Annotated in this window: 20 protein-coding genes; 13 read left to right on the forward strand and 7 right to left on the reverse strand. The window is 41.5% G+C overall.

All coding sequences use genetic code 11. The features are described 5' to 3' along the window. Window positions 1-5 precede the first annotated feature (5 nt). Window positions 6-1,175, forward strand: coding sequence for a DUF1822 family protein (locus tag VB733_RS17055; protein ID WP_323341257.1), 1,170 nt, complete (start codon window positions 6-8; stop codon window positions 1,173-1,175). Between the two features lie 71 nt (window positions 1,176-1,246). Here VB733_RS17055 and VB733_RS17060 read toward each other — a convergent pair whose 3' ends face one another. Beyond that, window positions 1,247-3,916, reverse strand: coding sequence for a DUF3536 domain-containing protein (locus VB733_RS17060; RefSeq protein WP_323341258.1), 2,670 nt, complete (start codon window positions 3,914-3,916; stop codon window positions 1,247-1,249). Between the two features lie 224 nt (window positions 3,917-4,140). After that, on the reverse strand, window positions 4,141-4,350 hold the full coding sequence (locus tag VB733_RS17065) for a hypothetical protein (RefSeq protein ID WP_323341259.1): 210 nt from the start codon (window positions 4,348-4,350) through the stop codon (window positions 4,141-4,143). Window positions 4,351-4,714: 364 nt separating this feature from the next. On the opposite strand from VB733_RS17065, the gene cax reads away from it, so the two are divergent. After that, complete coding sequence (cax, locus tag VB733_RS17070; protein WP_323341260.1) at window positions 4,715-5,797, forward strand: calcium/proton exchanger; 1,083 nt, start codon at window positions 4,715-4,717, stop codon at window positions 5,795-5,797. A 111-nt stretch (window positions 5,798-5,908) separates the two neighbouring features. Continuing rightward, a complete protein-coding gene (locus VB733_RS17075) occupies window positions 5,909-6,508 on the forward strand; it encodes a TIGR04376 family protein (RefSeq protein WP_323341261.1) in 600 nt (199 codons plus the stop codon). A gap of 266 nt (window positions 6,509-6,774) precedes the next feature. Here the strand turns inward: VB733_RS17075 and aspS are convergent, their stop codons facing one another. Then, entirely contained in the window at window positions 6,775-8,562 is a 1,788-nt protein-coding gene (aspS, locus tag VB733_RS17080) for an aspartate--tRNA ligase (RefSeq protein ID WP_323341262.1), read from the reverse strand. Window positions 8,563-8,947: 385 nt separating this feature from the next. Between aspS and VB733_RS17085 the strand changes: the two genes are divergently transcribed. The 6 genes from VB733_RS17085 to mutT all read left to right on the forward strand — a co-directional run bounded on the left by VB733_RS17085 (window position 8,948) and on the right by mutT (window position 17,209). After that, window positions 8,948-9,700, forward strand: coding sequence for a hypothetical protein (locus tag VB733_RS17085; protein ID WP_323341263.1), 753 nt, complete (start codon window positions 8,948-8,950; stop codon window positions 9,698-9,700). Between the two features lie 218 nt (window positions 9,701-9,918). Beyond that, the gene (locus tag VB733_RS17090) at window positions 9,919-10,473 is read left to right on the forward strand and encodes a Dps family protein (protein WP_323341264.1); all 555 of its coding nucleotides are present in this window, start codon (window positions 9,919-9,921) and stop codon (window positions 10,471-10,473) included. Between the two features lie 583 nt (window positions 10,474-11,056). Continuing rightward, a complete protein-coding gene (carB, locus tag VB733_RS17095) occupies window positions 11,057-14,314 on the forward strand; it encodes a carbamoyl-phosphate synthase large subunit (protein ID WP_323341265.1) in 3,258 nt (1,085 codons plus the stop codon). Between the two features lie 488 nt (window positions 14,315-14,802). Beyond that, window positions 14,803-15,759, forward strand: coding sequence for an RNA polymerase sigma factor, RpoD/SigA family (locus VB733_RS17100; protein ID WP_323341266.1), 957 nt, complete (start codon window positions 14,803-14,805; stop codon window positions 15,757-15,759). A gap of 231 nt (window positions 15,760-15,990) precedes the next feature. Further along, window positions 15,991-16,332 carry a DUF760 domain-containing protein gene (locus VB733_RS17105; protein ID WP_323341267.1) on the forward strand — a complete coding sequence of 114 codons (342 nt, stop codon included), beginning with the start codon at window positions 15,991-15,993 and terminating at the stop codon, window positions 16,330-16,332. A gap of 460 nt (window positions 16,333-16,792) precedes the next feature. Next, window positions 16,793-17,209: an 8-oxo-dGTP diphosphatase MutT gene (mutT, locus tag VB733_RS17110; protein WP_323341268.1), complete on the forward strand. Its 417-nt coding sequence runs from the start codon at window positions 16,793-16,795 to the stop codon at window positions 17,207-17,209. 91 nt (window positions 17,210-17,300) lie between these two features. Here the strand turns inward: mutT and VB733_RS17115 are convergent, their stop codons facing one another. Further along, complete coding sequence (locus VB733_RS17115) at window positions 17,301-17,690, reverse strand: RidA family protein (protein ID WP_323341269.1); 390 nt, start codon at window positions 17,688-17,690, stop codon at window positions 17,301-17,303. 138 nt (window positions 17,691-17,828) lie between these two features. Here VB733_RS17115 and VB733_RS17120 point away from each other — a divergent pair, with 138 nt between their 5' ends. Beyond that, window positions 17,829-18,548 carry a hypothetical protein gene (locus tag VB733_RS17120; RefSeq protein WP_323341270.1) on the forward strand — a complete coding sequence of 240 codons (720 nt, stop codon included), beginning with the start codon at window positions 17,829-17,831 and terminating at the stop codon, window positions 18,546-18,548. Window positions 18,549-18,568: 20 nt separating this feature from the next. Here the strand turns inward: VB733_RS17120 and VB733_RS17125 are convergent, their stop codons facing one another. Then, window positions 18,569-19,009, reverse strand: coding sequence for an NUDIX hydrolase (locus tag VB733_RS17125; protein WP_323341271.1), 441 nt, complete (start codon window positions 19,007-19,009; stop codon window positions 18,569-18,571). Window positions 19,010-19,079: 70 nt separating this feature from the next. Here VB733_RS17125 and malQ point away from each other — a divergent pair, with 70 nt between their 5' ends. Beyond that, the gene (gene malQ, locus VB733_RS17130; RefSeq protein ID WP_323341272.1) at window positions 19,080-20,588 is read left to right on the forward strand and encodes a 4-alpha-glucanotransferase; all 1,509 of its coding nucleotides are present in this window, start codon (window positions 19,080-19,082) and stop codon (window positions 20,586-20,588) included. A 105-nt stretch (window positions 20,589-20,693) separates the two neighbouring features. Here the strand turns inward: malQ and VB733_RS17135 are convergent, their stop codons facing one another. After that, on the reverse strand, window positions 20,694-21,506 hold the full coding sequence (locus VB733_RS17135) for a helix-turn-helix domain-containing protein (RefSeq protein ID WP_323341273.1): 813 nt from the start codon (window positions 21,504-21,506) through the stop codon (window positions 20,694-20,696). A gap of 32 nt (window positions 21,507-21,538) precedes the next feature. Beyond that, window positions 21,539-22,297: a pseudouridine synthase gene (locus VB733_RS17140; RefSeq protein WP_323341274.1), complete on the reverse strand. Its 759-nt coding sequence runs from the start codon at window positions 22,295-22,297 to the stop codon at window positions 21,539-21,541. 147 nt (window positions 22,298-22,444) lie between these two features. On the opposite strand from VB733_RS17140, the gene VB733_RS17145 reads away from it, so the two are divergent. Both VB733_RS17145 and VB733_RS17150 read left to right on the forward strand, forming a co-directional pair. Beyond that, window positions 22,445-23,167, forward strand: coding sequence for a DUF2993 domain-containing protein (locus tag VB733_RS17145; RefSeq protein ID WP_323341275.1), 723 nt, complete (start codon window positions 22,445-22,447; stop codon window positions 23,165-23,167). Window positions 23,168-23,346: 179 nt separating this feature from the next. After that, a complete protein-coding gene (locus VB733_RS17150) occupies window positions 23,347-23,523 on the forward strand; it encodes a hypothetical protein (protein WP_323341276.1) in 177 nt (58 codons plus the stop codon). Window positions 23,524-23,960: the final 437 nt, after the last annotated feature.

A 23,960-nucleotide genomic window follows, 5' to 3' on the forward strand; every position in this document is an offset into this window, starting at 1 on the left:
TAATTATGACTTTTGACACATCCTCAACCTTTACTGACACATCTCAAATGCTGTTAGAAATCGCACCAGATGATATCACCAGGGCTTGGCAACAAACTGTAAGATTTTCGACAGTAAATAGTCGTTGGAATGCCTATCTCAACCAATTAAGTTTGAATATCCTCTTACCTTGGTTGCGGGAAGAATACGTACCAGAAGCCAATGTCTTTCCCAATAATGCCTCCTTACCAAGCTTCTGGGAAATTACGAATGGTACTGGTATTGATTGTGAAGCCGGACGTTTAGTGATTATTCCCAGTGAAGCAATTGATATTAGCGAAATGCGCGTCCCCCAAGAATGGGTAGATATTCCCACCTGGGCAGCAGAATACTATATCGCTGTTCAAGTTGAACCAGAAGCAGGTTGGTTACGAATTTGGGGATATACAACCCATGCCCAACTTAAAGCCAAGGCAAATTATGATGCTAGCGATCGCACTTATTCTATCAGTCAAGAAGAGGTATTCGATATCAATGTCTTGTGGATGGCGCGTCAACTTTGCCCCGATGAAGTTATTCGTGCCGAAATTCCCCTGTTAACGGCATTACCTGCAACACAAGCCGAAAATCTTCTGCAAAGATTGGGCAATCCCGAAATATTTACCCCACGTCTGGCGATACCGTTTGGAATTTGGGGCGCATTGCTGGAAAATAGCAACTATCGTCAACAGCTATATCAACTGCGTCAGGGAATGCCCACGCAATTTTCTGTATTGGATTGGATGCAGCGTGGTGTATCAGATTTAGCTGCAAGTATTGGCTGGGGAAAAATAGAAATTCAGCCCATTTCCTTGGGAGCCAGGAGTTCGGAATTAGCAGAAACAACCACAGCACTAGTGCGTGAATTGACAATAGATGGTGGTAAATATGAGTTGCGGGTACTACCGAAAGCGAATAGTTCAGCTTATATTTGGCGAATTGAATTGCGGAATGCTGTATCGGGTGGATTAATTCCGGCTGGATTTAAGTTGCGTTTATTGACGGAAGATTTACAAGCTTTTGAAAATAATGAAGATATGGCGATGTCATCGGTTGAACATTTATATATTGAAGTGGCATTGAGTCAGGGTGAAGGTTTAGTTTGGGAAATTGAACCAACACCTGTAGAATCTCATGGTGAAATCTTGATGTTTTAGCCAGTTAAACAACCAGGGAGGATTGAACAGCATCACATTTCCCCAGTTGTCAACTTTTCTCACCGCGACAACTACAAATTATCTAACCAAGGGCTAACACAAATTCCTAACTTCTGTCCCAGCTTGAGTAACTGCTGACACTGCATAGTATCTTCATTATTTGCCACAGCATCATTACATCCAGGAATAATATAATTGTACAAGCAATGGAAATACAACTCCTGCGATCGCTCCAAAGAAATACCGATATTTAGCTGATGGGCAATATCCACCAAATTTTCAAAGCGCTGCATATCATCGGCAAAACTACTACTAGCATCGTGCAACAATTGCCAAAGCGATCGCAATACTATCTGTTCTAATATTGCTTTACCTTCCGGTATATTCAACCGACAACGCAAATGCTCGGCTTCCGTGGCTGCGGCTTTCAACTCCACTAAATCATTAATTATTTGTGTGGGTTCGGCAATATCTTGCTCCAATTTCCGTAACAGCGACATACAACGATGTCCCAAAGCAATATCCGCAGCGACTTGTAGCTCTTGCGGCACTGGCAAATCATCGCGGTGAAATGCCATAATTACTCCGTAATTATCCCGATATGTCTGAGTATAAAGCTGGTCGAGCCGTAATAGGGTTTCCTGACTCAACAACCGCATAATTCGGTGTCTTTCCTCAGCAAAGAGACTTTGCAAACTAAATGCTTCTTCACCAAATATTTGCACCATTGCCAGAATCGTATTCGCTGCGCTTGCCTGCTGTAAAGCTGCAAATAGCTGCTCTTTTAAATGGCTATAGACACGTCTACCCTGAAACGGTTGGATGCAGCAATGAAAATCCCAACCACCAAGATGCAACACCGCAAAAACTAAATCTTCGCTTTCTAAAGTAATTTCTGAAACCAAGTTTACATGCCCAACCGCTAGAGAGCTAGCTCCCATACGTTGTATCTGGTAATCGTACTCTGTAGCAATGTAGCAATATACACGCTTCTCATTGCTACTGGATTGCTGGTGCGCCGGAGCTTGATGGCGGTTAAATAGGGAAGTAATCGCATACTGGGCAGCAACCTGTTTGAAATTGACTTGCGCCGTTGTCACTAGTTGGTGGTAAACGTCCGCACCATCGCGGAATTGCTCAATATTACAGGGGGCAGCAGCAAGACGCTTAATAAATGCCCTTTCCAGTTGCAAGCCAGATACATCACCTGCCAGTTCTAACGCACGAGCCGCATAACGGAGAATTTGCGTACCTTCCGGACGGGAAAGTTCCTCAAAGAACCAACCACAACTGGTAAACATTAACAAAGAATGGCGCTGCATTTCTAAAAGTCGCAGGGCATCAATTCTTTCCGCCTCAGTTAACTTGTGGGTTTGATGGCGAGCAAGAAAACGATTGATACTTGCGGAATCATGGGAAGCAGCAGGACTAAAGCTTTGGCGATCGCGAATTACTTCAATATACTCATCCCTTGCTTGCCAGGGATCAATAAATAATTTGCGCCCATGTTCTTCATAAACCTTAATTAATTCATCCCGCAACCAGTTTAATGCATCCCGTAAAGGTCGCCGCCATTTGAGATGCCAACCGGGAGCGCCACCACAACCACAATCATCTTGCCAGCGATCGACACCGTGGGCACAACTCCAAGCTGTAACAGGTTTTAATTCAACTTCCCAAGTGGGGGTATTTAAGCTGAGATAGTGGGCGAAATTAGTCACAGTCCAGCCATGTTTCGCAAATTCGCCAATAAAAGCATAAGCCAGGGTTTTTTCCGTTCCTCCTTTGTGGTGTCCAAAGGTTTCCCCATCGGTGGCAACAGAAATTAATTGGGCTTGACGGCGATCGCCTCTTATGGCGGCACCTACTCGTCCAGCGAAATGGCTGGAACTATAAACCACGTCGCTAAAACCCATATCTCTTGAAATCGGACCATCGTAGAAAAAGATGTCGATGTAGGGTCTTTCTGAAGAGGCAATATCTTCCGCCTCCCCATGATTGTTTTGTAAATAGCAGCGATAGGGACGGGTGGGATCAATTTGTCCCCCGCCAACTTCGTGCCATTCGGGATGGGGATCATTTTCTGTCGGCAGTAGACGACAGCGCTGTGCTTGCGATGGAGCCAAAACAATAAAACGAATCCCTTCCGCCACCAAAGCCTCTAAAGTGGCATAATCTACAGCCGCTTCCGCCAACCACATCCCTTCGGGATCACGTCCAAATCGGGATTTGAAGTCTGCTTTCCCCCAACGTATCTGCGTATATTTATCGCGATCGTTCGCCAAAGGCATAATGATGTGGTTATATACCTGTGCGATCGCATTTCCATGTCCGTTCAGGCGCGCTTGGGATTTTCTATCAGCCTCCAAAATCCGTTGATATACTTCCATATCGTGCCTTTCCAACCAAGACATCAAGGTGGGACCGATATTGAAGCTCATATACTCATAATTATTGACGATCCCCAATATTTCGCCTTTATCGTTAAATACTCTGGCAAAAGCATTGGGACGATAACACTCATGATGGATGCGTTCATTCCAATCGTGAAACGGTGAAGCACTCGGTTGTCGCTCAATCGCGTCCAAATAAGGATTTTCCCTGGGTGGTTGATAAAAGTGCCCATGAACCGTCACATATACACCCGCAGCAGTCTGCAAAGGGTTATTATTCACCGCAATATTTGCTTGCGGCATCAGATTAGAACCAGAATTGACTGGTCGTTCAGCAGCAGAAGTCATGTAGTATTATTCCAAATGATTTAGATAAACTTGCAATTGTGTCAAAGACATTCAAAATATAAAATTCTCTACAGTTGTGATATCCCCTTAGGGAGTGATTAACGCCAACGCCCACAATCATTAAAGGTGAAAGTTCTCAACCATTACTACTCATTTTGCAATAATAGTTCCAAATTTGCGAGTCATTACCTTGTTTCTAGATTGTAGTAAATAATCACCTTTACCTAGGGTATCGAAGACTTGATTTTGATGAAGATGTTATTTAAAACAGTTCGCAATTCCCATTTGAGGGGAAGTTCTCCCCACACAATTAATTTTTGTGACGGAAACTGAAACTCCGATACCAAACTAGAAAGTGGATGAGATGGGGGTTTAAACCTTTTTGCTGGCGAAATGGCAATTACTTGTTGATAAAGGCTTTGATTAAATTGCATTTGCAATCACCTTCATCTCCAGGAATTGAGCTTGAGAAACAATTAAATTTTAATAGTGTTTTAATACATTAAACCTCATTAATAGGATACTATCTCAGACTTGACTTTAATTTTTACGACAAAAGTTTAACGAAAGTTATAAATGTGAATTAAAACATAACTTGAGTTTACAAAACTAGAATCCCAGAGAAAACAGTAAAAATTCGGAGCCATATATCCATACTCCAAGGATTATGCTAGATGGGAATATAGCATCGCAGACTGGAGAGATAGGAAAATTCTATTTTTCTTCGTCTCCGTACCTCTGTGTCCCAGCGTCTCCGTGTTTTCTCAAATACCCATTGCTTCTAAATTAAGGTGAACAATGTCCGTTAAAAATATAGTATTTCTAGTTTTATTGTTATTTATCCCGGTTTCCCTAGCCGCACACTTCCTCGAGTGGGGAGAACTTGTCGTCTTTGTGACTGCGGGCTTGGCAATTCTCCCCTTAGCGGCTTGGATGGGTGTCGCCACAGAAGAAATCGCCGTTGTGGTTGGACCTTTACTTGGTGGTTTACTAAATGCTACCTTCGGTAATGCGACGGAAATGATTATTGCCCTTGTCGCCTTAAAAGCTGGATTGGTTGATGTCGTCAAAGCCAGTATTACAGGTTCAATTATTGGTAACTTATTACTGGTAATGGGTTTAGCAATGTTACTCGGTGGACTCCGCTACAAAGAACAAACGTTCCAACCGATTGTCGCCAGAGTGAATGCAGCTTCGATGAATTTGGCAGTAATTGCCATGTTGTTACCAACGGCAATGAATTACACTTCGCAAGGGATTAGTCAGGAAGTAGTAGAAAACTTTTCGGTTGCTGTAGCTGTAATCTTGATTTTGGTGTACATATTAACTTTGTTATTTTCCATGAAAACCCACTCTTACCTGTATGAAGTGGGTGTAGCGGAAACTGAAGCTTTAGAAACTCCCAATCATCAACCGAATATTTGGTTATGGAGTGGTGTTTTACTTGTTTGTACTTTGTTAGTTGCCGTAGAGTCGGAACTCTTGGTAGATTCCTTGGAAGTTGCCACCTCAAAACTAGGTTTAACCGCTTTGTTTACTGGTGTTATCTTGGTTCCCATTGTTGGTAATGCCGCAGAACATGCGACAGCAGTCAGTGTGGCGATGAAGGATAAGATGGATTTATCGCTATCGGTTGCAGTTGGTTCCAGTATGCAAATTGCCCTTTTCGTTGCCCCAGTTTTGGTTTTAGCAGGCAAAGCACTTGGACAACCGATGGATTTAGATTTTAAACCGTTTGAATTAGTGGCAGTTGCGGTGTCAGTCTTGATTGCGAATACAATTAGTTCAGATGGTAGATCAAATTGGTTGGAAGGAACTTTGTTGTTAGCTGCCTATGCGGTATTAGGATTTGCTTTCTATTTTCATCCCGTGATGAGTTAGTGGGAACAGAAAAATTAGTTTAATCTATGACTCACTTGCGATGCTTGACTTTCCGCAAGACAGCATAATGACTACAATAAATTGTATTAATTAAACTCTGGAGTTCTCACAGTGGGATTATTCGATGACTTGAGTCGGTTTCTAGAACATCGTTTAGAAGAATTTTTGCGAAACAATCCACATTTGGAGTTGGAGGCGCTGTTAGAACAGTTGCGCGAGCAGGAACAAGATACTTTAAAGTTGATTACGGAATTACAATTACAAGAAAAGCGATCGCAGGATGATATCCTAGCAACAGCGACAGAAATTCAAAAATGGCATATCCGCATCGAAAAGGCAAAAGCTGCAAATCGATTAGATTTAGCCACAGCAGCACAGGAGCATGAAGCTTCATTGCTACGTAAAGGCAATCAGCAATGGGGACATATGCAAGGGGTGAAGGAACGTGCTAAGCAAGCTAAAGATTTATTGCAAAAAATTCAAGTCCGCAAGCAAGAAGTGCAGTTAAAAGCGGCAGAAGCCCAGAAAGTGCGTAACCAACAACAAGCTAAAACCCAGGAAACGAAAACTCAGGAGCCTGTAGAAAACACTGGTTGGTGGAGTTCCGCCGCGAAAATGTCTTCGAGTAGTTTTGATGATTTAGAAGAACAATTTCGTCGTTTGGAAACTGATGATGAATTGGAGAGGTTGAAACGACAAATGAGGAAATAGGAAAATTTTTGATGACAAGTGATTTACAAAAGTTCAAATAACTGTAATGTAAGTAACCACTATTAACTATAACCAAAACTGGCGATCGCTCTCTAATATACCTGGATAAACTCCTTGCAAACCAATATATCAAGCTATTGGTAAACTTGGCGGCTCCCAGGCAATATATACAAATGTGAAAATTAATGATGGGCTGCCCAGAATATTCACAACAATTTATAGAGACGTAGTCATACTACGTCCCCACATTTGCTTCCCCCCATTAATTACGCTTTGGGTTTGAATGTCGAAGCCACATGCAATTCTTTGAGTTGTTTGGCATCCACCACCGAAGGCGCATCTGTTAACAAACACCGTGCTTGTTGAGTTTTCGGGAAAGCAATAACATCCCGGATAGATTCTTCACCTGCCAATAACATTACCAGGCGATCGATACCAAAGGCAATACCACCGTGGGGAGGTGTACCATATTCAAAGGCTTCTAATAGGAAACCGAATTTACTTTGTGCTTCTTCGGGAGACAAGCCAATCGCCTCAAATACCTGTTCTTGAATTTCCCGTTGATATATCCGACGACTACCACCACCAATTTCAAACCCATTGAAGACGATGTCATATGCTTGGGCACGGGCTGTTTTTAAGTCATTGATGTCATCGGGATGAGGAGCTGTAAAAGGGTGATGTAATGCTTCTAAACGCTTTTCCCCAGCATTCCACTCGAACATGGGGAAATCAACTACCCACAACAAATTGATTTTATCGGCGGGAATTAAATTAAATTCTCTAGCAACAAATTGACGCAATCTATCTAAGGTTTTATTTACAGTGACTGTATCAGCCGCCGCAAACAGTAGTAAATGTCCGGGTTTTGCGCCTGTGCGGGTAAGAATTTCCTGCTTTTGGGCTTCGCTGAGGTTATCTTTGATAGCACCAATTGTATCAATCTCACCGTTGTCACGGACGCGAATATATGCTAGACCTTTTGCTCCAGCTTCCGTTGCTTCTTTGAAGATGTCGCCACCAGGTTTAATGCGGACATTGGAAATGGCATCATTCCCATGAGGAATCGGGAGAATTTTGACAATGCCACCGTTTTTGATGGCATCTGCAAAGACTTTAAATCCACTATCCTTGAGGATATCAGAAACATTAACAAGTTCTAAGCCGTAGCGGGTATCCGGTTTATCGCTACCATACTTTTCCATTGCGTCTGCATAGGTGAGACGGGGGAAGGGATGGTGTAACTCAATTCCTTTAACGGTTTTGAAGATATGACAAATTAACTTTTCGTTAAGTTCAATAATTTCTTCCTGGGACATGAAACTCATTTCCATGTCGAGTTGGGTAAATTCCGGTTGTCTGTCGGCACGCAAATCCTCATCGCGGAAACAACGGGCGATTTGATAATAGCGATCGCATCCCGATACCATTAATATTTGTTTAAATAGTTGTGGGGATTGTGGCAGTGCGAACCATTCACCCTCATTGACGCGACTAGGCAAAATATAATCGCGGGCACCTTCAGGTGTCGAACGGGTTAAGATTGGTGTTTCGACTTCGATGAAGCCTTCAGCATCTTCCAGGAAGCGACGCATGGCTTTAATCACTTGATGGCGCAACTGCAAGTTGTTCGCCATTCTTTCGCGGCGCAAATCTAAATATCTATACTTTAAACGCAAATCTTCCCGGACTGGGTCGCTGTCTGCACTCGATACTTGGAAAGGTAACTGCTTGCGGACAGGATTGAGAAGTGTAATTTTTTCAGCATATATTTCTACTTCACCCGTAGGAATACGGCTATTTAGTGATTCTTCAGGACGTTGGCTGACTTTGCCGATAATTTCCACTACATACTCGTTACGTAGTGCATCCGCCGTTTCGTAGGAATCTGGGGTACGTTGCGGATTGCTAGCAATTTGGACAATGCCAGTGCGATCGCGCAAATCTAAGAATATCACGCCCCCATGATCGCGGCGACGGTCTACCCATCCGTACAAGGTGACAGTTTCTCCAATATTTGATGCGCGGAGTTCGCCGCAATAGTGAGTTCGCATAGGTCTTATTTCTGATTTTATGGGCGCTAGAGAACTTAGTAGTTATGGTCAAAGCTTTTTCATTATCTAGCATCAAATGTAATTGTAGTAATTCCGGTTCCAGAAAAATCAAAAATTTGGGCATTGGTGATTACGGATTGGCAATTTAACTTTTCTTTTTTTTCCTTTTCTCTCATCCATATTTGTGTTTAAATTTGTCAGTTCCTATACATTACTACGTACAGTTCTCTGGTAATGCTAAATTTGTCAAGTCAGGTGTCTAGGAGTTACAAGTCCCTATTCATCGGGATTTACAGTAATTATTCGGGTTTTTATTGCCCTTCAGCTATAACTTGAAGAGAAATGTAAAACGTAAATTAATAGACTAAATCACTACTTAATTTTTATGCAAGCCGAACCTAATCAAAATGCTGCTAATGTTGATGCGACTCCAACTCATGCCATTGATACCTCACCGAACAGCGACTTCATCATCCCGCGATCGCAGCGTCGGCAGTTTTTCCTGACGTTTACTTTCATGACGCTGGTGGGGTGGGTGGTTGGTGGGATTGTTAGTATTGCCGTGGAAAAAGGTATTACTGAACAATTGATGCCAAAATTGACCCCAGGGGTACAGGAAATTTGGTATGATTGGGGTACTTATGCTAGTTTGTCAATTTTTGCGCTAATTTTTGCCGGCGATCAAGCGATCGTTATGCGTCGTTATATTTCTGGTTGGTGGTGGCTGTTTGCAACTAGTTTCGGCTGGCTAGTTTCGACTAAGGTATCGGATACTTGGATAAGTTACATTTGGACGTTTGCTGAGTCTTTAAACCGCGAATTATCTCTTCAGGAAACAATAATTCTCGGTGTGGCATCGACTAGTGCTTACATTTTTTCGGGGATTTGGATTGGTTTTTGTCAATGGCTGATTTTGCGTCGGTATACCAAAAAATCTTGGTGGTGGACTTTTCTGAATTCATGCGCTTTTTTATTAATCAGTTTCCTATTGTGGTTACTATCTTTAACCCAAACTTCCATTCCTGAAGTTTACCGCGACCAAGTATCTTATTTAAGCGAACAAGGAACTACTGCCCTGATTTTAGGAATTATACCTGCGATCGCTTTATGTCGTCTTCACAGTAGGGGGAAGAGGTAAGGACTAGTTTGTATTAATTTTGAGTATTTGAACAGGCACGATTAATTACAATTATTTTGTATAAATACTTATACAAAATATCAAAAACAAAGATATTGCCATCATAAAAAAATATCAAACTATTTAATATTTATCCGGCTTGCTTTCATATTTTTGGATGCTAGTATGTAGAGACTAAGCAGTTTATAAAAATAAAACTGTTCATTAGGAGGAGAACAATGTCTGAGACAAAAACTTTGTTACGCAACTTTGGTCAAGTTTATGACAATCCTGTCCTTCTCGACAAAAGTGTCACAACTCCTGTATGCGAAGGATTTAATGTCGTATTAGCAAGTTTTCAAGCGCTTTACCTACAGTATCAAAAACATCATTTTGTTGTTGAAGGTGCAGAATTTCACTCATTACATGAGTTCTTCAATGAAAGCTACGAGCAAGTACAAGGACATGTCCATGACATCGGTGAACGCTTGGATGGGCTTGGAGGTGTACCAGTTGCATCCCTAACAAAATTGGCTGAACTTTGCTGTTTTGAACAAGAACCTGATGGCGTATTTTCATGCCGCCAAATGGTAGAAAATGATCTGCAAGCAGAGCAAGCTATGATTGCACTGATTCGCCGTCAAGCTGCCCAGGCAGAAAGCTTAGGAGATAGAGCTACTCGATACTTGTACGAGCAAATTCTGCTGAAAACTGAAGAAAGAGCTTATCATTTATCTCACTTCTTAGCAAAAGATAGCTTAACTTTAGGATTTGTCCAACCAGCACATAACTAGTTGAGAACTAGCCGGAAACTAATAGATTGCGATTTTTAGACTTGCGAATGCAACACACATTCAAAAGTTTTTACAACACTTAGGACAAAATTTACCAATATTTAAGTCTTAACAAAAATGTATCTAAAGGCAGAGAGACAATCATTGAATTCTCTGCCTTTTAATTATACTTGCGTCTTTCTACAATCCTCAATCATTATCAAATTATTAAAAATTAAAAAAATCATTAAAAAATTAAAACTTACGCAATAAACACGAGTTTAAATTATTACGCAAATAGGCAGTGAAGTTATATTAATAACTTTGCCTACGTAAAAAATGCAGATGCAACTGCGATCGCCATTAATCAAGATTAATTGAAGATTAATAAATATTGGTACGGGGAATATCCAAAATAAAATAATAGAATTTTCCAGCTTTGAATGGGGAATAGGTATTGGAGCAGAAGGGAGACACAGCAAGGGGGAGAGTGGGAGGCGTAGAAAAATGTATTCTTTGTCCTCCAGTCGTGTCTCCGCATCCCCGTTTCCCTTTTCCCGTACAATAATTTGGATTTGTATTCTCCTACTCCCCAGTTAATACTATGCCCCGCCGCAACGATATCAAGAAAATTTTATTAGTAGGTTCTGGTCCAATCGTCATTGGACAGGCATGTGAGTTTGATTATTCGGGAACCCAAGCCTGTAAAGCCCTACGTGAAGAGGGTTATGAAGTAATTTTGGTCAACTCTAATCCCGCAACGATTATGACTGACCCGGAAACAGCCGATCGCACTTACATTGAACCACTAACACCAGATTTTGTCGCCAAAGTGATTGCCAAGGAGCGACCTGATGCTTTATTACCAACAATGGGGGGACAAACAGCCCTGAATATTGCCGTGGCTTTGGCAAAAAATGGGGTTTTGGAAAAATATGGTGTTGAGTTAATCGGTGCTAAGTTACCAGCCATTGAAAAAGCCGAAGATCGAAAACTGTTTAACGAAGCAATGGCTAAAATTGGCGTGGCAGTCTGCCCTAGCGGTACAGCTTCGTCTTTAGCGGAGGCAAAGGAAATTGCCCACAAGATTGGTACTTATCCTTTAATTATTCGTCCTGCCTTCACAATGGGGGGAACTGGTGGTGGTATCAGCTATAACGAAGAGGAATTTGCGGAAATGGCACAGGGAGGTATCGACGCATCTCCTGTTTCTCAAATTCTCATCGACCAGTCATTATTGGGTTGGAAGGAGTACGAACTGGAAGTAATGCGTGATTTGGCAGATAACGTTGTCATTATCTGTTCCATTGAAAACCTTGATCCCATGGGGATTCATACAGGGGATTCGATTACTGTTGCTCCCGCCCAAACCCTCACCGACAAAGAATATCAACGCCTACGCGATATGGCAATCAAAATCATTCGCGAAATTGGCGTAGAAACGGGTGGTTCTAACATTCAATTTGCCGTTAACCCAGTCAATGGTGATGTTGTTGTCATTGAAATGAATCCCCGCGTTTCCCGCAGTTCCGCCCTGGCTTCTAAAGCTACTGGTTTCCCGATCGCCAAAATGGCGGCGAAGTTGGCAGTAGGCTATACCCTGGACGAAATTAGAAATGACATCACCAAACAAACTCCAGCTTCCTTTGAACCAACAATAGATTATGTTGTCACGAAAATTCCCCGGTTTGCCTTTGAAAAATTCCCCGGCTCTGAACCCGTCCTGACGACGCAAATGAAATCCGTCGGCGAAGCCATGGCAATCGGTAGGACATTTAATGAATCCTTCCAAAAGGCAATACGTTCTTTAGAAACAGGACGTGCTGGTTGGGGATGCGATCGCCAAGAAAAACTACCCAGTGGTGAACAAATCCGCTTTCAACTTCGTACTCCTAACCCTGATCGCATTTTTGCTTTGCGTCATGCAATGCAATTGGGAATGAGTCTTGATGATATCTACGAACTCACGGGAATCGATCATTGGTTCCTCGATAAGATGCAGGAAATTCTCGAAGTCGAAAAATTCCTCAAACGTATTCCTTTGACGCAATTGACAAAAGAGCAAATGTATGAAATCAAACGTCAAGGATTTAGCGATCGGCAGATTGCCTATGCCACAAAAACCACCGAAGATGAAGTTCGTAGTTACCGTAAACAACTTGGTGTCATTCCCGTTTACAAAACGGTAGATACCTGTGCTGCGGAATTTGAAGCCTTTACCCCTTACCACTATTCCACCTACGAAGAAGAAACGGAAATCATGCCTACTACGAAGCCCAAAGTGATGATTTTGGGTGGTGGTCCCAACCGCATTGGGCAGGGTATTGAGTTCGATTACTGCTGCTGTCACGCCGCTTATGCTCTCAAAGATGCTGGCTACGAGACAATCATGGTCAATTCCAACCCAGAGACAGTTTCCACAGACTACGACACTAGCGATAGACTTTATTTTGAACCCCTCACTAAAGAAGATGTTCTCAACATCATCGAAGCTGAAAATCCCGTCGGCATTATCATCCAATTTGGTGGACAAACACCACTAAAATTATCTTTGCCATTGCAAGAGTATTTGCAGAGAACTGGGGAAAATATCAGTACCAAAATTTGGGGTACTTCTCCCGATTCTATCGATGCCGCCGAAGATCGGGAACGGTTTGAGAAAATCCTGAAGGAACTTGATATTGCTCAACCACCCAACGGTATTGCCCGCACCTATGAAGATGCTTTGGTTGTCGCCAAACGTATTGGTTATCCTGTTGTTGTCCGTCCCAGCTATGTTTTAGGGGGACGAGCGATGGAAATCGTCTATTCAGACACTGAACTCGAACGATACATGACGTTTGCCGTATTAGTCGAACCTGAACACCCGATTTTGATCGATAAATTCTTGGAAAATGCCATTGAAGTCGATGTTGATGCCATATCTGATCACACAGGGATGGTTGTCATCGGTGGAATTATGGAGCATATCGAACAAGCTGGTATTCACTCTGGTGACTCTGCTTGTGCTTTACCTTCCATATCTTTACCACCTGCGGTACTTGACAAAATCCGTAATTGGACGGTGCAACTAGCACAGTCCCTGAAAGTGATCGGCTTAATGAATATTCAATTTGCCGTCATCAACGCCCAAAGCTACTCGCCACAGGTTTACATCTTAGAAGCTAACCCCCGCGCCTCGCGAACTGTTCCTTTTGTATCAAAGGCTACAGGCGTACCCCTTGCCAAACTGGCATCTTTAATAATGTCGGGTAAAACTTTAACAGAATTGAACTTTACCAAAGAAGTAATTCCTGCCCACATTGCCGTCAAAGAAGCGGTGTTACCGTTTAACAAATTTCCAGGTACGGATACATTACTCGGACCGGAAATGCGTTCGACTGGGGAAGTCATGGGTATTGACATCGATTTTGGACGTGCATTTGCCAAAGCCGAACTCGGTGCCGGAGAGCAATTGCCACTCCAAGGAACCGTGTTTGTCTCGATGAGCGATCGCGATAAAGCCGCAGCAGTAACCGTAGTCCAAGAGTTTATTGACATGGGCTTTGCGGTAATTGCCACGGAGGGCACCCGTCGTACTTTAAAGGAGCATGGCTTAGATGTGGAGCTAATATTAAAGTTACACGAAGGTCGTCCCCACGTCCTCGATGCCATCAAAAACCGCAAAATCCAGTTAATTATTAATACACCCTCTGGAGAAGAAGCTCAAACTGATGCGCGACTCATTCGCCGCACTGCCTTAACTTACAAAATCCCTATTATCACAACGATTGCTGGAGCCAAAGCCACTGCCGCCGCAATTCGTTCGTTACAAACCACTGATTTAGATGTGCGTGTAATTCAGGAATATACGGCAGTTTAGGGTATGGGGACGTGGGGATAGAGGATTTAATGATTCATTTCAAAAATATTTCCTTTTTCCCTCGCCCTCTAATATGAGAGAAGTTTACTTTTCTTGATGATTCTCGGAATTAAATCTGTGGGTCGTTTTTGCGTATTTTTACGCCCTATGGTTAATCAAAACTGGAAAATCTTGGTATCAGGGGTAGCCAAGCATTTCTAATAAATGTTACAATTTTTAATACAAAATGAGAAAATAAATGTTTACTCAGTTACGCTTTATCTAACCCAAGGTACTTGCAGCTTAAATGCATAAAAGAGTAACTTAAGCACAATTAATTAACCATATATTCAGAGCAACTAGTTTATCTAACTAGGCACCTGTTCCGAAACAGGATAAAAACAATCTCAGCCCAGAATCCCAACTTGATTGGGACTCACATCGTAGGTATATAAATTGCCTACATATCCAACTCAACTATCCACACACAATTACTCAAGATTAGCCCCATGAAGACCGCTCAGACACCCACAGACCTCGTGCGGACTTACCTACGTGAGATTGGTAAAGTGCCACTCTTAAGCCACGAAGAAGAGATTTTCTATGGCAAACAGGTGCAGCGAATAGCAGGCTTGTATGACGTGAGGGAGTCTCTTGTAACTCAATTAGGTCGTCAACCCTCTCTGGACGAGTGGGCAAAAGCCACAAGCCTGGATACGCAAGAATTAAATCATGCGATCGCCGAAGGGGAATTCGCTAAACGTAAAATGGTGGAAGCGAATTTGCGGCTAGTTGTGTCGGTTGCCAAAAAATATATAAAACGAAATGTTGACCTCCTTGACTTAATTCAAGAAGGTAGTATTGGAATGCAAAGGGGTGTAGAAAAATTTGACCCCACTAAAGGATATAGATTTTCAACATACGCCTATTGGTGGATACGCCAAGCGATAACTCGTGCTATAGCTGAGAAAGGACGGACTATTCGCTTACCAATTCACATTACCGAAAAATTAAATAAGATTAAGAAAGCACAGCGCCAGTTGTCCCAGCAATTTGGGCGCGCACCCAGTGTGGGAGAATTGGCTCAAGAACTCGATCTGACACCCAGACAGGTACGGGAATATCTCGAAAAATCGCGATCGCCCCTTTCCTTAGACTTGCGTTTGGGAGATAATCATGACACTGAACTCGGTGAAATGCTTGAAGATACAAATGGCACACCTGAAGAGTATGTCATGCAATCTTCCCTTACTAAAGAATTAGAGCGTTTAATGGCAGACCTCACACCCCAACAGCGTGAAGTTATATCGCTACGCTTCGGATTAGCTGATGGACAATCAATGACACTTGCCCGTATTGGTGAAATCCTCAGTATCAGTCGTGAGAGAGTGAGACAAATCGAACGTGAAGCACTGACTAAATTACGCAAATCCAAGATGGATATGGTGGAATATTTGGCAAGTTAGATTCTGGGTAAGTATTGATGGTTAATGAATTTTGGCTAATATTGGATTGGTGAGAAAACACTCTCGAAATAGTACGGTTACAACGACTGCCAATATTACAGTAAGCTTGTTACATTAGGTTGCAAGAGAAAAACGCGATCAATAACCGGACAATCGTCTGACAGATTACAAGCATCTACAATTAAAATTGCATAACAATATAAGCTAACTGTAGAAGTATAGGAGGCAAAAGTGAGTAACCAATCGAATCGAGTTTCTGAGTTTTTTGATAGCGAATCTGAAGCCAGTAATTTACTGTGGCAATACGTTAAATCCCTGAGTCCTGAAACCGTTACCCAATTATCTAAGCCATCTTCGGCTGAGGTATTTCAAGTGATGGAGCGCAATATTATGGGGCTATTGGGGCATCTACCTTCAGAGCATTTTGGGGTGACAATTACAACGAACAGAGAGAATCTTGGGCGTTTATTAGCTTCTGCGATGATGAGCGGTTATTTCTTGCGGAATGCTGAACAACGGATGAACTTTGAAGTTGCACTCAAAGGAACTGAAACTGATGACAGCGAAAAGTAGTGTAAATAGTCAATAACAATTGCAGATTGTCAATTAATTATTTGTACTTTATTTTGCTTTCATTTTTGAGGTTTATGGTTTCACCCCTACGCAGTTAAACAACTAAAAGTTAGCCTATTTCTCTGCCAAATCCTTGTCCAGAAGTAAAATTCCATATTCAAAAATTTAATCTTAACCCTGCATATTCAGGGTGAAATCGAAAAATGAGTTGCAATTCGTTATAAAATATCAGATCGGCAGGTATGTGTAATATTTGCCGAGTTTTATTATTTGGGTGCGGCTCTTCTAGGAAGACGACAAACTACATTCATATTACATGGTTCTAATCTTCTCCATATCTAATTTTCTACTCTTTAGGCTAAATACGTAAAATTAAGCGATACTCCGGAGGAGTGGCTACGCCAACACAGATAAATCAAATAGTTAATATTTCTTCCCTTTCCCCAATATCCTTAATCCTATGAATCCACCACACAAAATTATCGGTGTCGCCGTCATCAAGAATGATGCAGGACAAATATTAATCGATCGCCGTCTTCCTGGTGGTACCATGGGAGGATTATGGGAATTTCCTGGTGGCAAAATAGAACCAGGAGAAACCGTGGAAGAGTGTATTAAACGGGAAATTCAGGAAGAATTAGGAATTGAAATTGAAGTCGGAGAGTGTTTAATTACTATTGATCATACATATACTCATTTACGAGTGACACTGACGGTTCATTATTGCTGTTACGTTTCCGGAATTCCCCAAGCAATTGAGTGTGATGAAGTACGCTGGGTTGGGTTAGATGAATTGGAAAAATTTGCATTTCCAGAAGCAAACACTCAGATAATTGCAGCTTTGAAACGAAACCTGAAAACTGAATCATCCTATTAGTAATCAAGCTGATTTTTATTTGTTTTGCCTCAAAAATATGGTTGTGTGGATTTTCACCTGCTTTCTTGAGCAAAAATGTCGCGACAACAGCTTAAACTACCGCTATACATTCAATTTCCACCAAGACATCTTTGGGTAAACGCGAGACTTCTACACATGCTCGTGCAGGTGCAGAATCTTCAGGAAAATATTTGGCATAAACTGCATTCATCGCCGCAAAATCATTCATATCTTTGAGAAAAACACCTGTTTTGACGACATTGCTGAAATCTCCACCAGCAGCAGTCAGAATTGCACTAAGATTTGCCATCACCTGTTCGGTTTGCTTGACAATATCCCCATCACCAACAATTGTCATGCTTTCAGGCTCAAGGGGAATTTGTCCGGCAACAAATATCATTTGTCCAGAAGCTGCTATTGCTTGATTATAAGGACCAACTGGTGCCGGCGCTTTATCGGTGCGAATTACTTGGTGTTTCATAGATATTATAGGTTTAGTGCGATCGCATAATTTCTCCATCAGGCATTATCGCATCTGTTAGGTCTGCATCGTTGAAAATCTGAAATGATTATCCAGTCGGTTGTCTTTAGATGTAAATGTATTTAAAGCTGGTTGAATATGGTGTTAGCAAAGCGGTTGTTATGGGTATCTGGTAGTTTAGTTACGGTGATGGCGTTATTTTCGCTATTTGTCTGGTATCAGTTAACGCGAATGCCAACTAGTTTACAGTCTCAGCGATCGCATTCTGCCGATTCTTCGCAAACTGTAACTCCAGTTTTACCGCAAACCCCCGCACAACTTCGGGAAGCAGAAAATCGTGTTTTTACTAAAATCACTACTACTCTGGCAAAATTCCCCTCTAGTCGTGGGGAAGTCACATTAACTCAAAATGATATAGATATTTTGGTGCGATCGCAATTTGTAGGAGATATTGTTAAGGATGCAATTACTAGTATTGAAAATGGCAAGTTGAAAATCAGTACCATAGTTGATACACAAGGAATTGCCAATGATTTGGGTGAAGGGAATCGCGCTGAATTTGCCCAAGCGTTATCAAAGATACCTGGACTTAAAGATAATTCTCTCTATATTGAAGTTGAGGGAAAACCAATCGTTAGTAATAATAGTCGCAATCTAATTGCTTTAGAAAATCAGACTAATTTCAAGTTAGGAAATTTGCCAATCAGTATTTCCCAATTGTCCCAATATACTGGGATTTCGGAAGTTTATTTCCAAGAGAAAATTACCAGCAAAGGTATTTTGCTCCCCATTGATATAGAGAATGTCAGAGTTGCAGGAGAAAGTCTGATTATTTACGGTTCCGGAACCGCTTGGTAATTAATATCCTATCTCCAGAATTAAAGAGCCAATTGCGGACGTATACCGTAATTTCGATATTTCAAGTAGTCACTTAAAATGCGATCGTGATCAAAGCATAATTGATTTGAGATGTTGGGAATCTGCCAAGGATCAAAAATCCCCAAATTCTTGGCATCATCTCCAGCTTTAGCTGCTCCCGTGGCGGTGGCAAGAAACACAATACTTAATGTATGTTGGCGTGGGTCGCGTTTAGGGTCAGAATAAACTAGTAATTGCTCGATTAATTCCACCTCTAATCCTGTCTCTTCTTGGGCTTCGCGTTTTGCGGCAAATTCTACAGATTCACCATAATCAACGAACCCTCCAGGTATAGCCCATCCGAACGGTTCATGATGACGCTCAATTAAAACTATTGGACGATGAGGGCGATCGCTCAGTTCAATAATGATATCAACTGTGGGTACTGGATTTCGATACATAGAATTAATCTGATTTTGTTTCGTGCTAAATTCGTTGGGTTATCGGTTCCTTTTATAAGTTAGGGTATTTATGCCATTTCCTCGTTCCAGTGGTGTTTTGTTACATCCAACCAGTTTCCCTAGTCGGTTTGGGGTTGGTGATTTGGGTGATGAAGCTTATCGTTTTATTGATTTTCTGAAAGAGGGTTTTCAACAATATTGGCAGGTTTTACCATTGGGACCTACTGGTTATGGTAATTCTCCCTACATGTCTTATTCTGCGATCGCTGGGAATCCACTACTAATAAGTCTTGATAAGTTACAGGAAGAACATCTCTTAGCTGATTGGGATTTTGGCAGCATACCGAGTTTTCCAGCACATAAAGTTGATTATGACCAAGCTATATCTTACAAAACTCATTTACTCAAATTAGCTTGTCAAAATTTTAAAAATCAAGCAGAAGCGAAACAAAAAAAAGAATTTACTAAATTTTGTGAAAAAAAAGCCAAATGGTTAGACGATTATGCTTTGTTTATGGCTTTGAAAGAAGTTAATCAAAATGCTAGTTGGATGCAGTGGGAACCAGAATTGGCAAAGCGTCAACCAGAAAGGATTGCTAAAGCTACTCAAGAACTCGCTGATTTAATTTTCTACCATAAATTCCTCCAATTTCAATTCTTTTATCAGTGGTCTCATCTCAAAACCTACGCAAACAAGCAAGGGATCGAAATTATTGGCGATATCCCCATTTATGTGGCTCAGGATAGCGCCGATGTTTGGTCGAATCCAGATATCTTTTGTTTGGATGAAGAAACTAGCGAAGCAGCTTTAATGGCTGGTGTCCCACCCGATTACTTTAGCGCTACAGGTCAACTTTGGGGCAATCCTGTTTACAACTGGGAAGCACTCCAAAAACAAAACTTTAAATGGTGGATACAGCGTTTTGAAGCAATGCTTGATTATGTCGATATTATTCGTATCGACCATTTTCGCGGATTTGAGGCTTATTGGGTTGTTGAGCAAGGCGAGGAAACCGCAGAAAATGGCGAATGGGTAAAAGCTCCTGGAGATGAGTTATTCGCTGCTATTCGCCAACAATTAGGTAAACTACCCGTTCTAGCCGAAGATTTGGGAGTGATAACCCCAGAAGTCGAGCAATTGCGCGATAAATATGAATTTCCAGGAATGAAAGTCTTACAATTTGCCTTTGGTTCCGATCCTGGCAACCCATTTTTACCATTTAACTACCAACGCAATGCTGTAGTTTATACAGGCACTCATGACAATGATACGAGTGTGGGATGGTGGAATAATGCTAATGATTGGGAAAAACGCAATCTCTGGATGTATTTAGGCAGTATAAGTAACGACGGTATCCACTGGGATTTAATTCGCTTGGCATTAAGCGCGATCGCAAATCAAGCGATAATTCCATTACAGGATATCTTCGGCTTGGGAACCGATGCGCGGATGAACTTTCCTGGCAAACCGGAAGGTAACTGGGAGTGGCGATATCAACCGAATATGCTAACCTCAGACCTAAGCACAAAATTGCGGGATTTAACTATTCTCTACGGACGCGCACCCCAGAAGAAGTAGCAAGAGCGAAGAAGGGAAAACCTGGACAGTGGGAAAGGCAAAGAGGAAGCTGGGAAAAGGAGATATTTGCCAAATCTCTTTGTTCCCGCATCCCCGCATCTTTCTTCAAGATCGAGTATTCGCCGCAACTGTAACTTGTTCAGCTTTTCCTAGTTTTCCCATTGGCTTGGGTTGTTCTTGGTTAACACTAACCATCACCCCTCCAGCATTATCAGTTTTGACAGTTAGTTGTGATTGTGCTTTCCAAGTCCGATTAGTTCCTTGAGGTAAACGTCCTTCAAATTCTGTTTTCCCATCAACTTCTACACGAATCCATGATGAGTCTTTGAGGACTACACCGACTTGTACCTGTTTATTGTTCAAGTCGCCATTAATGTTACTGTTTTGTTTATTGTTTACCGATTCTAGGGTTAGTTCCTTGTCTTGCTGTTTAGAAGTAAATACTTCTTTTGGAGATTTTGCTTCCAATTCTAAATTATTGGCAATTGTGGTTGTATTTAAAACATGCGACAGGCTACTAACCGAACAAACAATGACACCGATATAAAGTAAATACAAATGGAATGGACGGAGTTGCCGGGAATTTTCTGTCCAACTGGGTTTGAGGTTGACACGGTGAACCTCCTCTATTGGAAGTTGGTTTGCCATTTGCTCTCCATCCAAACCGAGTGCATCAGCATATCTTCTGATTAAACCCCGAATATAAACTGGTTCCGGCAGATTGTTTAAATCGGCTTCTTCAATTGCTTCTAACAATTTGCGAACTATTTTTGTATAGTTAACCACATCATCAAGCTCAAAACCATATCCTTCCCGTGTAGATTTTAGTTTTGCTCCGATTTCTGCGAGTGCTTGCTCTCTTTGCTCCTCAACTGAAGGATTTAGTGCTTGTGTTTCCTTCCTTCGCAACCATTTCATTTTCTTTACTACTCCTTAACTCAGCAAAATCGTCAATAGGAACTAATTGAAACAGATGAATGTAAATTGCCAATTTCCAAATCTGTGAGGGAACGATAGGAACCCTCTGGTAAAAAAGATTGTCCTGGTGAATGTAATTTAATTGGACCGATCGCAGTCCTCTGTAGTTTGATTACTGGATATCCTAAAATCTCAGCAACACGACGAATTTGGCGATTTCGTCCCTCCTTTAACACAATCTCTATACTGGTTTGGTTTGCCAATCTTTTGATGACGCGCACTAATGCTTTTCGCGTTTTTCTACCGTCAAGTATTACTCCCTGTCGCCATGTTTCTAACACACTTTCGGACGGATGTCCTTGCAGGAGAACACGGTATGTTTTAGATATACTGTGACGCGGGTGCGTAAGTTGATAAGTCAACTCGCCATCATTGGTCAAAATTAATGCTCCGGTCGATTCAAAATCAAGACGACCAACGGGGTGAATCCCTTGACCAGAATTTAATTCTTGCGGTAGCAAATCTAAAACTGTTGGTCTTCCTTGCGGATCGTCACAAGTCGAAACGACTCCAACTGGTTTATTTAGCAATAAATATATCAATTCTGGACGTGCTGCTACAGTAATCGGATTACCATCAACAGTGATGATGTCACAATCGGGATCGACTTTTTGTCCGATATGCGCCAATGTGCCATTTATCCGCACTCGCGATTGCCGAATCATTTCCTCGGCTTGGCGACGCGAGGCTACTCCCCACTGAGAAAGTATTTTTTGTAACCTAGCCTCCATGATATTAATACTGAGTTTACAGGAATTAGAGTTAAGTAAATAGTATATGTTTTGCAATCTACTAACTAAAGTCGAATGTGACAGTTCAAACTTGTTTGAGTAATCATTTTTCTTGACTAAACTAAATATTTGTGGTTGAAAAATAAGATGTCCCAAATAAATTCACAAATGACACAAACCTCCGGCTTCCGTTTAGTTACTAGGGTGTTAAAAGCTGCTCTTCAGCTTTTTTTGCGATCGCAAGTTAGCGCCATCCAAGATTTGGAAATTGATATTCAAGCCAGTGATAGGCAACTTTTGACCGGAACAATACCCAAGATTTCTATTTTTGCTAACCGCGCCGTTTATCAAGGACTTCACCTCACATCAATTCAACTCACAGCCGAAAATATTCGCGTTAATATTAGCTCCGTTCTCAAAGGTCAACCTCTACGTCTGTTAGAAATTATACCAGTAACGGGCAAGCTAATTTTAGAGGAAAGTGACTTAAACGCTTCCCTCACATCTGCGTTATTGTCTGCTGCTTTAAAAGATGCCCTCGTAAAATTATTACCAGAACTTGGTGTAAATTCCAAGACAATTATTTGGCAAAAAATAATTCTTGGCAATAACCAGTTGATCCTGTTTGTAAATCCTGGTACTGAGGGAGAAATAACAGTTCCAGAAGTTCTGAGAATCGGCATCGGCTTAGAGTTACTGAGTGGCAACGAGTTAAAACTAACACTCCTTGAACATCCAAAATATCAGTGTTTGAATTCGGAAACAGAAAACGAACACTATTTTGATCTTGGCTGCGATGTTGAGATTGAGAATTTAACAACAATCCCTGGCAAGCTAAGTTGTTGCGGACAGATAAATGTCAATCCGTAAAGTTGGGATGAGCAGACTTCTCGCTGACATACATTCCCACAATTCACCCAAGGTTGTGCTTTGAGGCACAGAAAGGCTGTCTTTAGGAGATGGAGTTGTATGTGATTGGATGTAATTGAGAGGCTTTATCGGCAATCAAAAATCAAAAATCTCAACTCTTAACTCCTAATATACCTCTAATGGCAGTTGCAAAAAATAAAATTAGTCGCATTGTAACAGTTGTCACTGTTTTTGGCTATTGTATTTCAGTACAAAAAAGCGATCGCAGTTTTGGGTTGATTTTGAATCTGACTGGGATTAAGGCGATGATTATCAGTACCATTCATCAATTCTTCCTTGTTGTGACAGGATTATGAAAAGTGGCACAGCACCTTAATCTAAGCACAATGTAGAGAGGTTGATTACAACAACTCAAAACTGTTCGCTTAAATTATGATCCCCATTATTCCCTGCATCTAGAGATTAGCATCCATAGATTAAGGCGATCGCGATCGAGAGGTTAATCTTGTTAATCGCATCGCGGCAGTAAGCAATGGGAAACTAGTAAGGGCTGAACACCACTAACCGAAATTTGATAGGGACTTTCACACTTTCAAATAACCATATAGAATCATGTGTATTGCTGTATAGAAGATTGTTGCTGTCTAATTAGAAGATTATTGCTGTTCAGAAAATTCTGGAAAAAATTTACACCTCTCCTTACCCTCCTGACTTGAAAGAGTCATTAGTCATTTATTATTCCCCGCGTCCCCGCGTCCCCGTCTCTCCGTGTCAGCCTTTCATGCTTGGCAAG

The sequence above is a fragment of the Calothrix sp. UHCC 0171 genome (assembly GCF_034931845.1).
Classification (GTDB): Bacteria; Cyanobacteriota; Cyanobacteriia; order Cyanobacteriales; family Nostocaceae; genus Brunnivagina.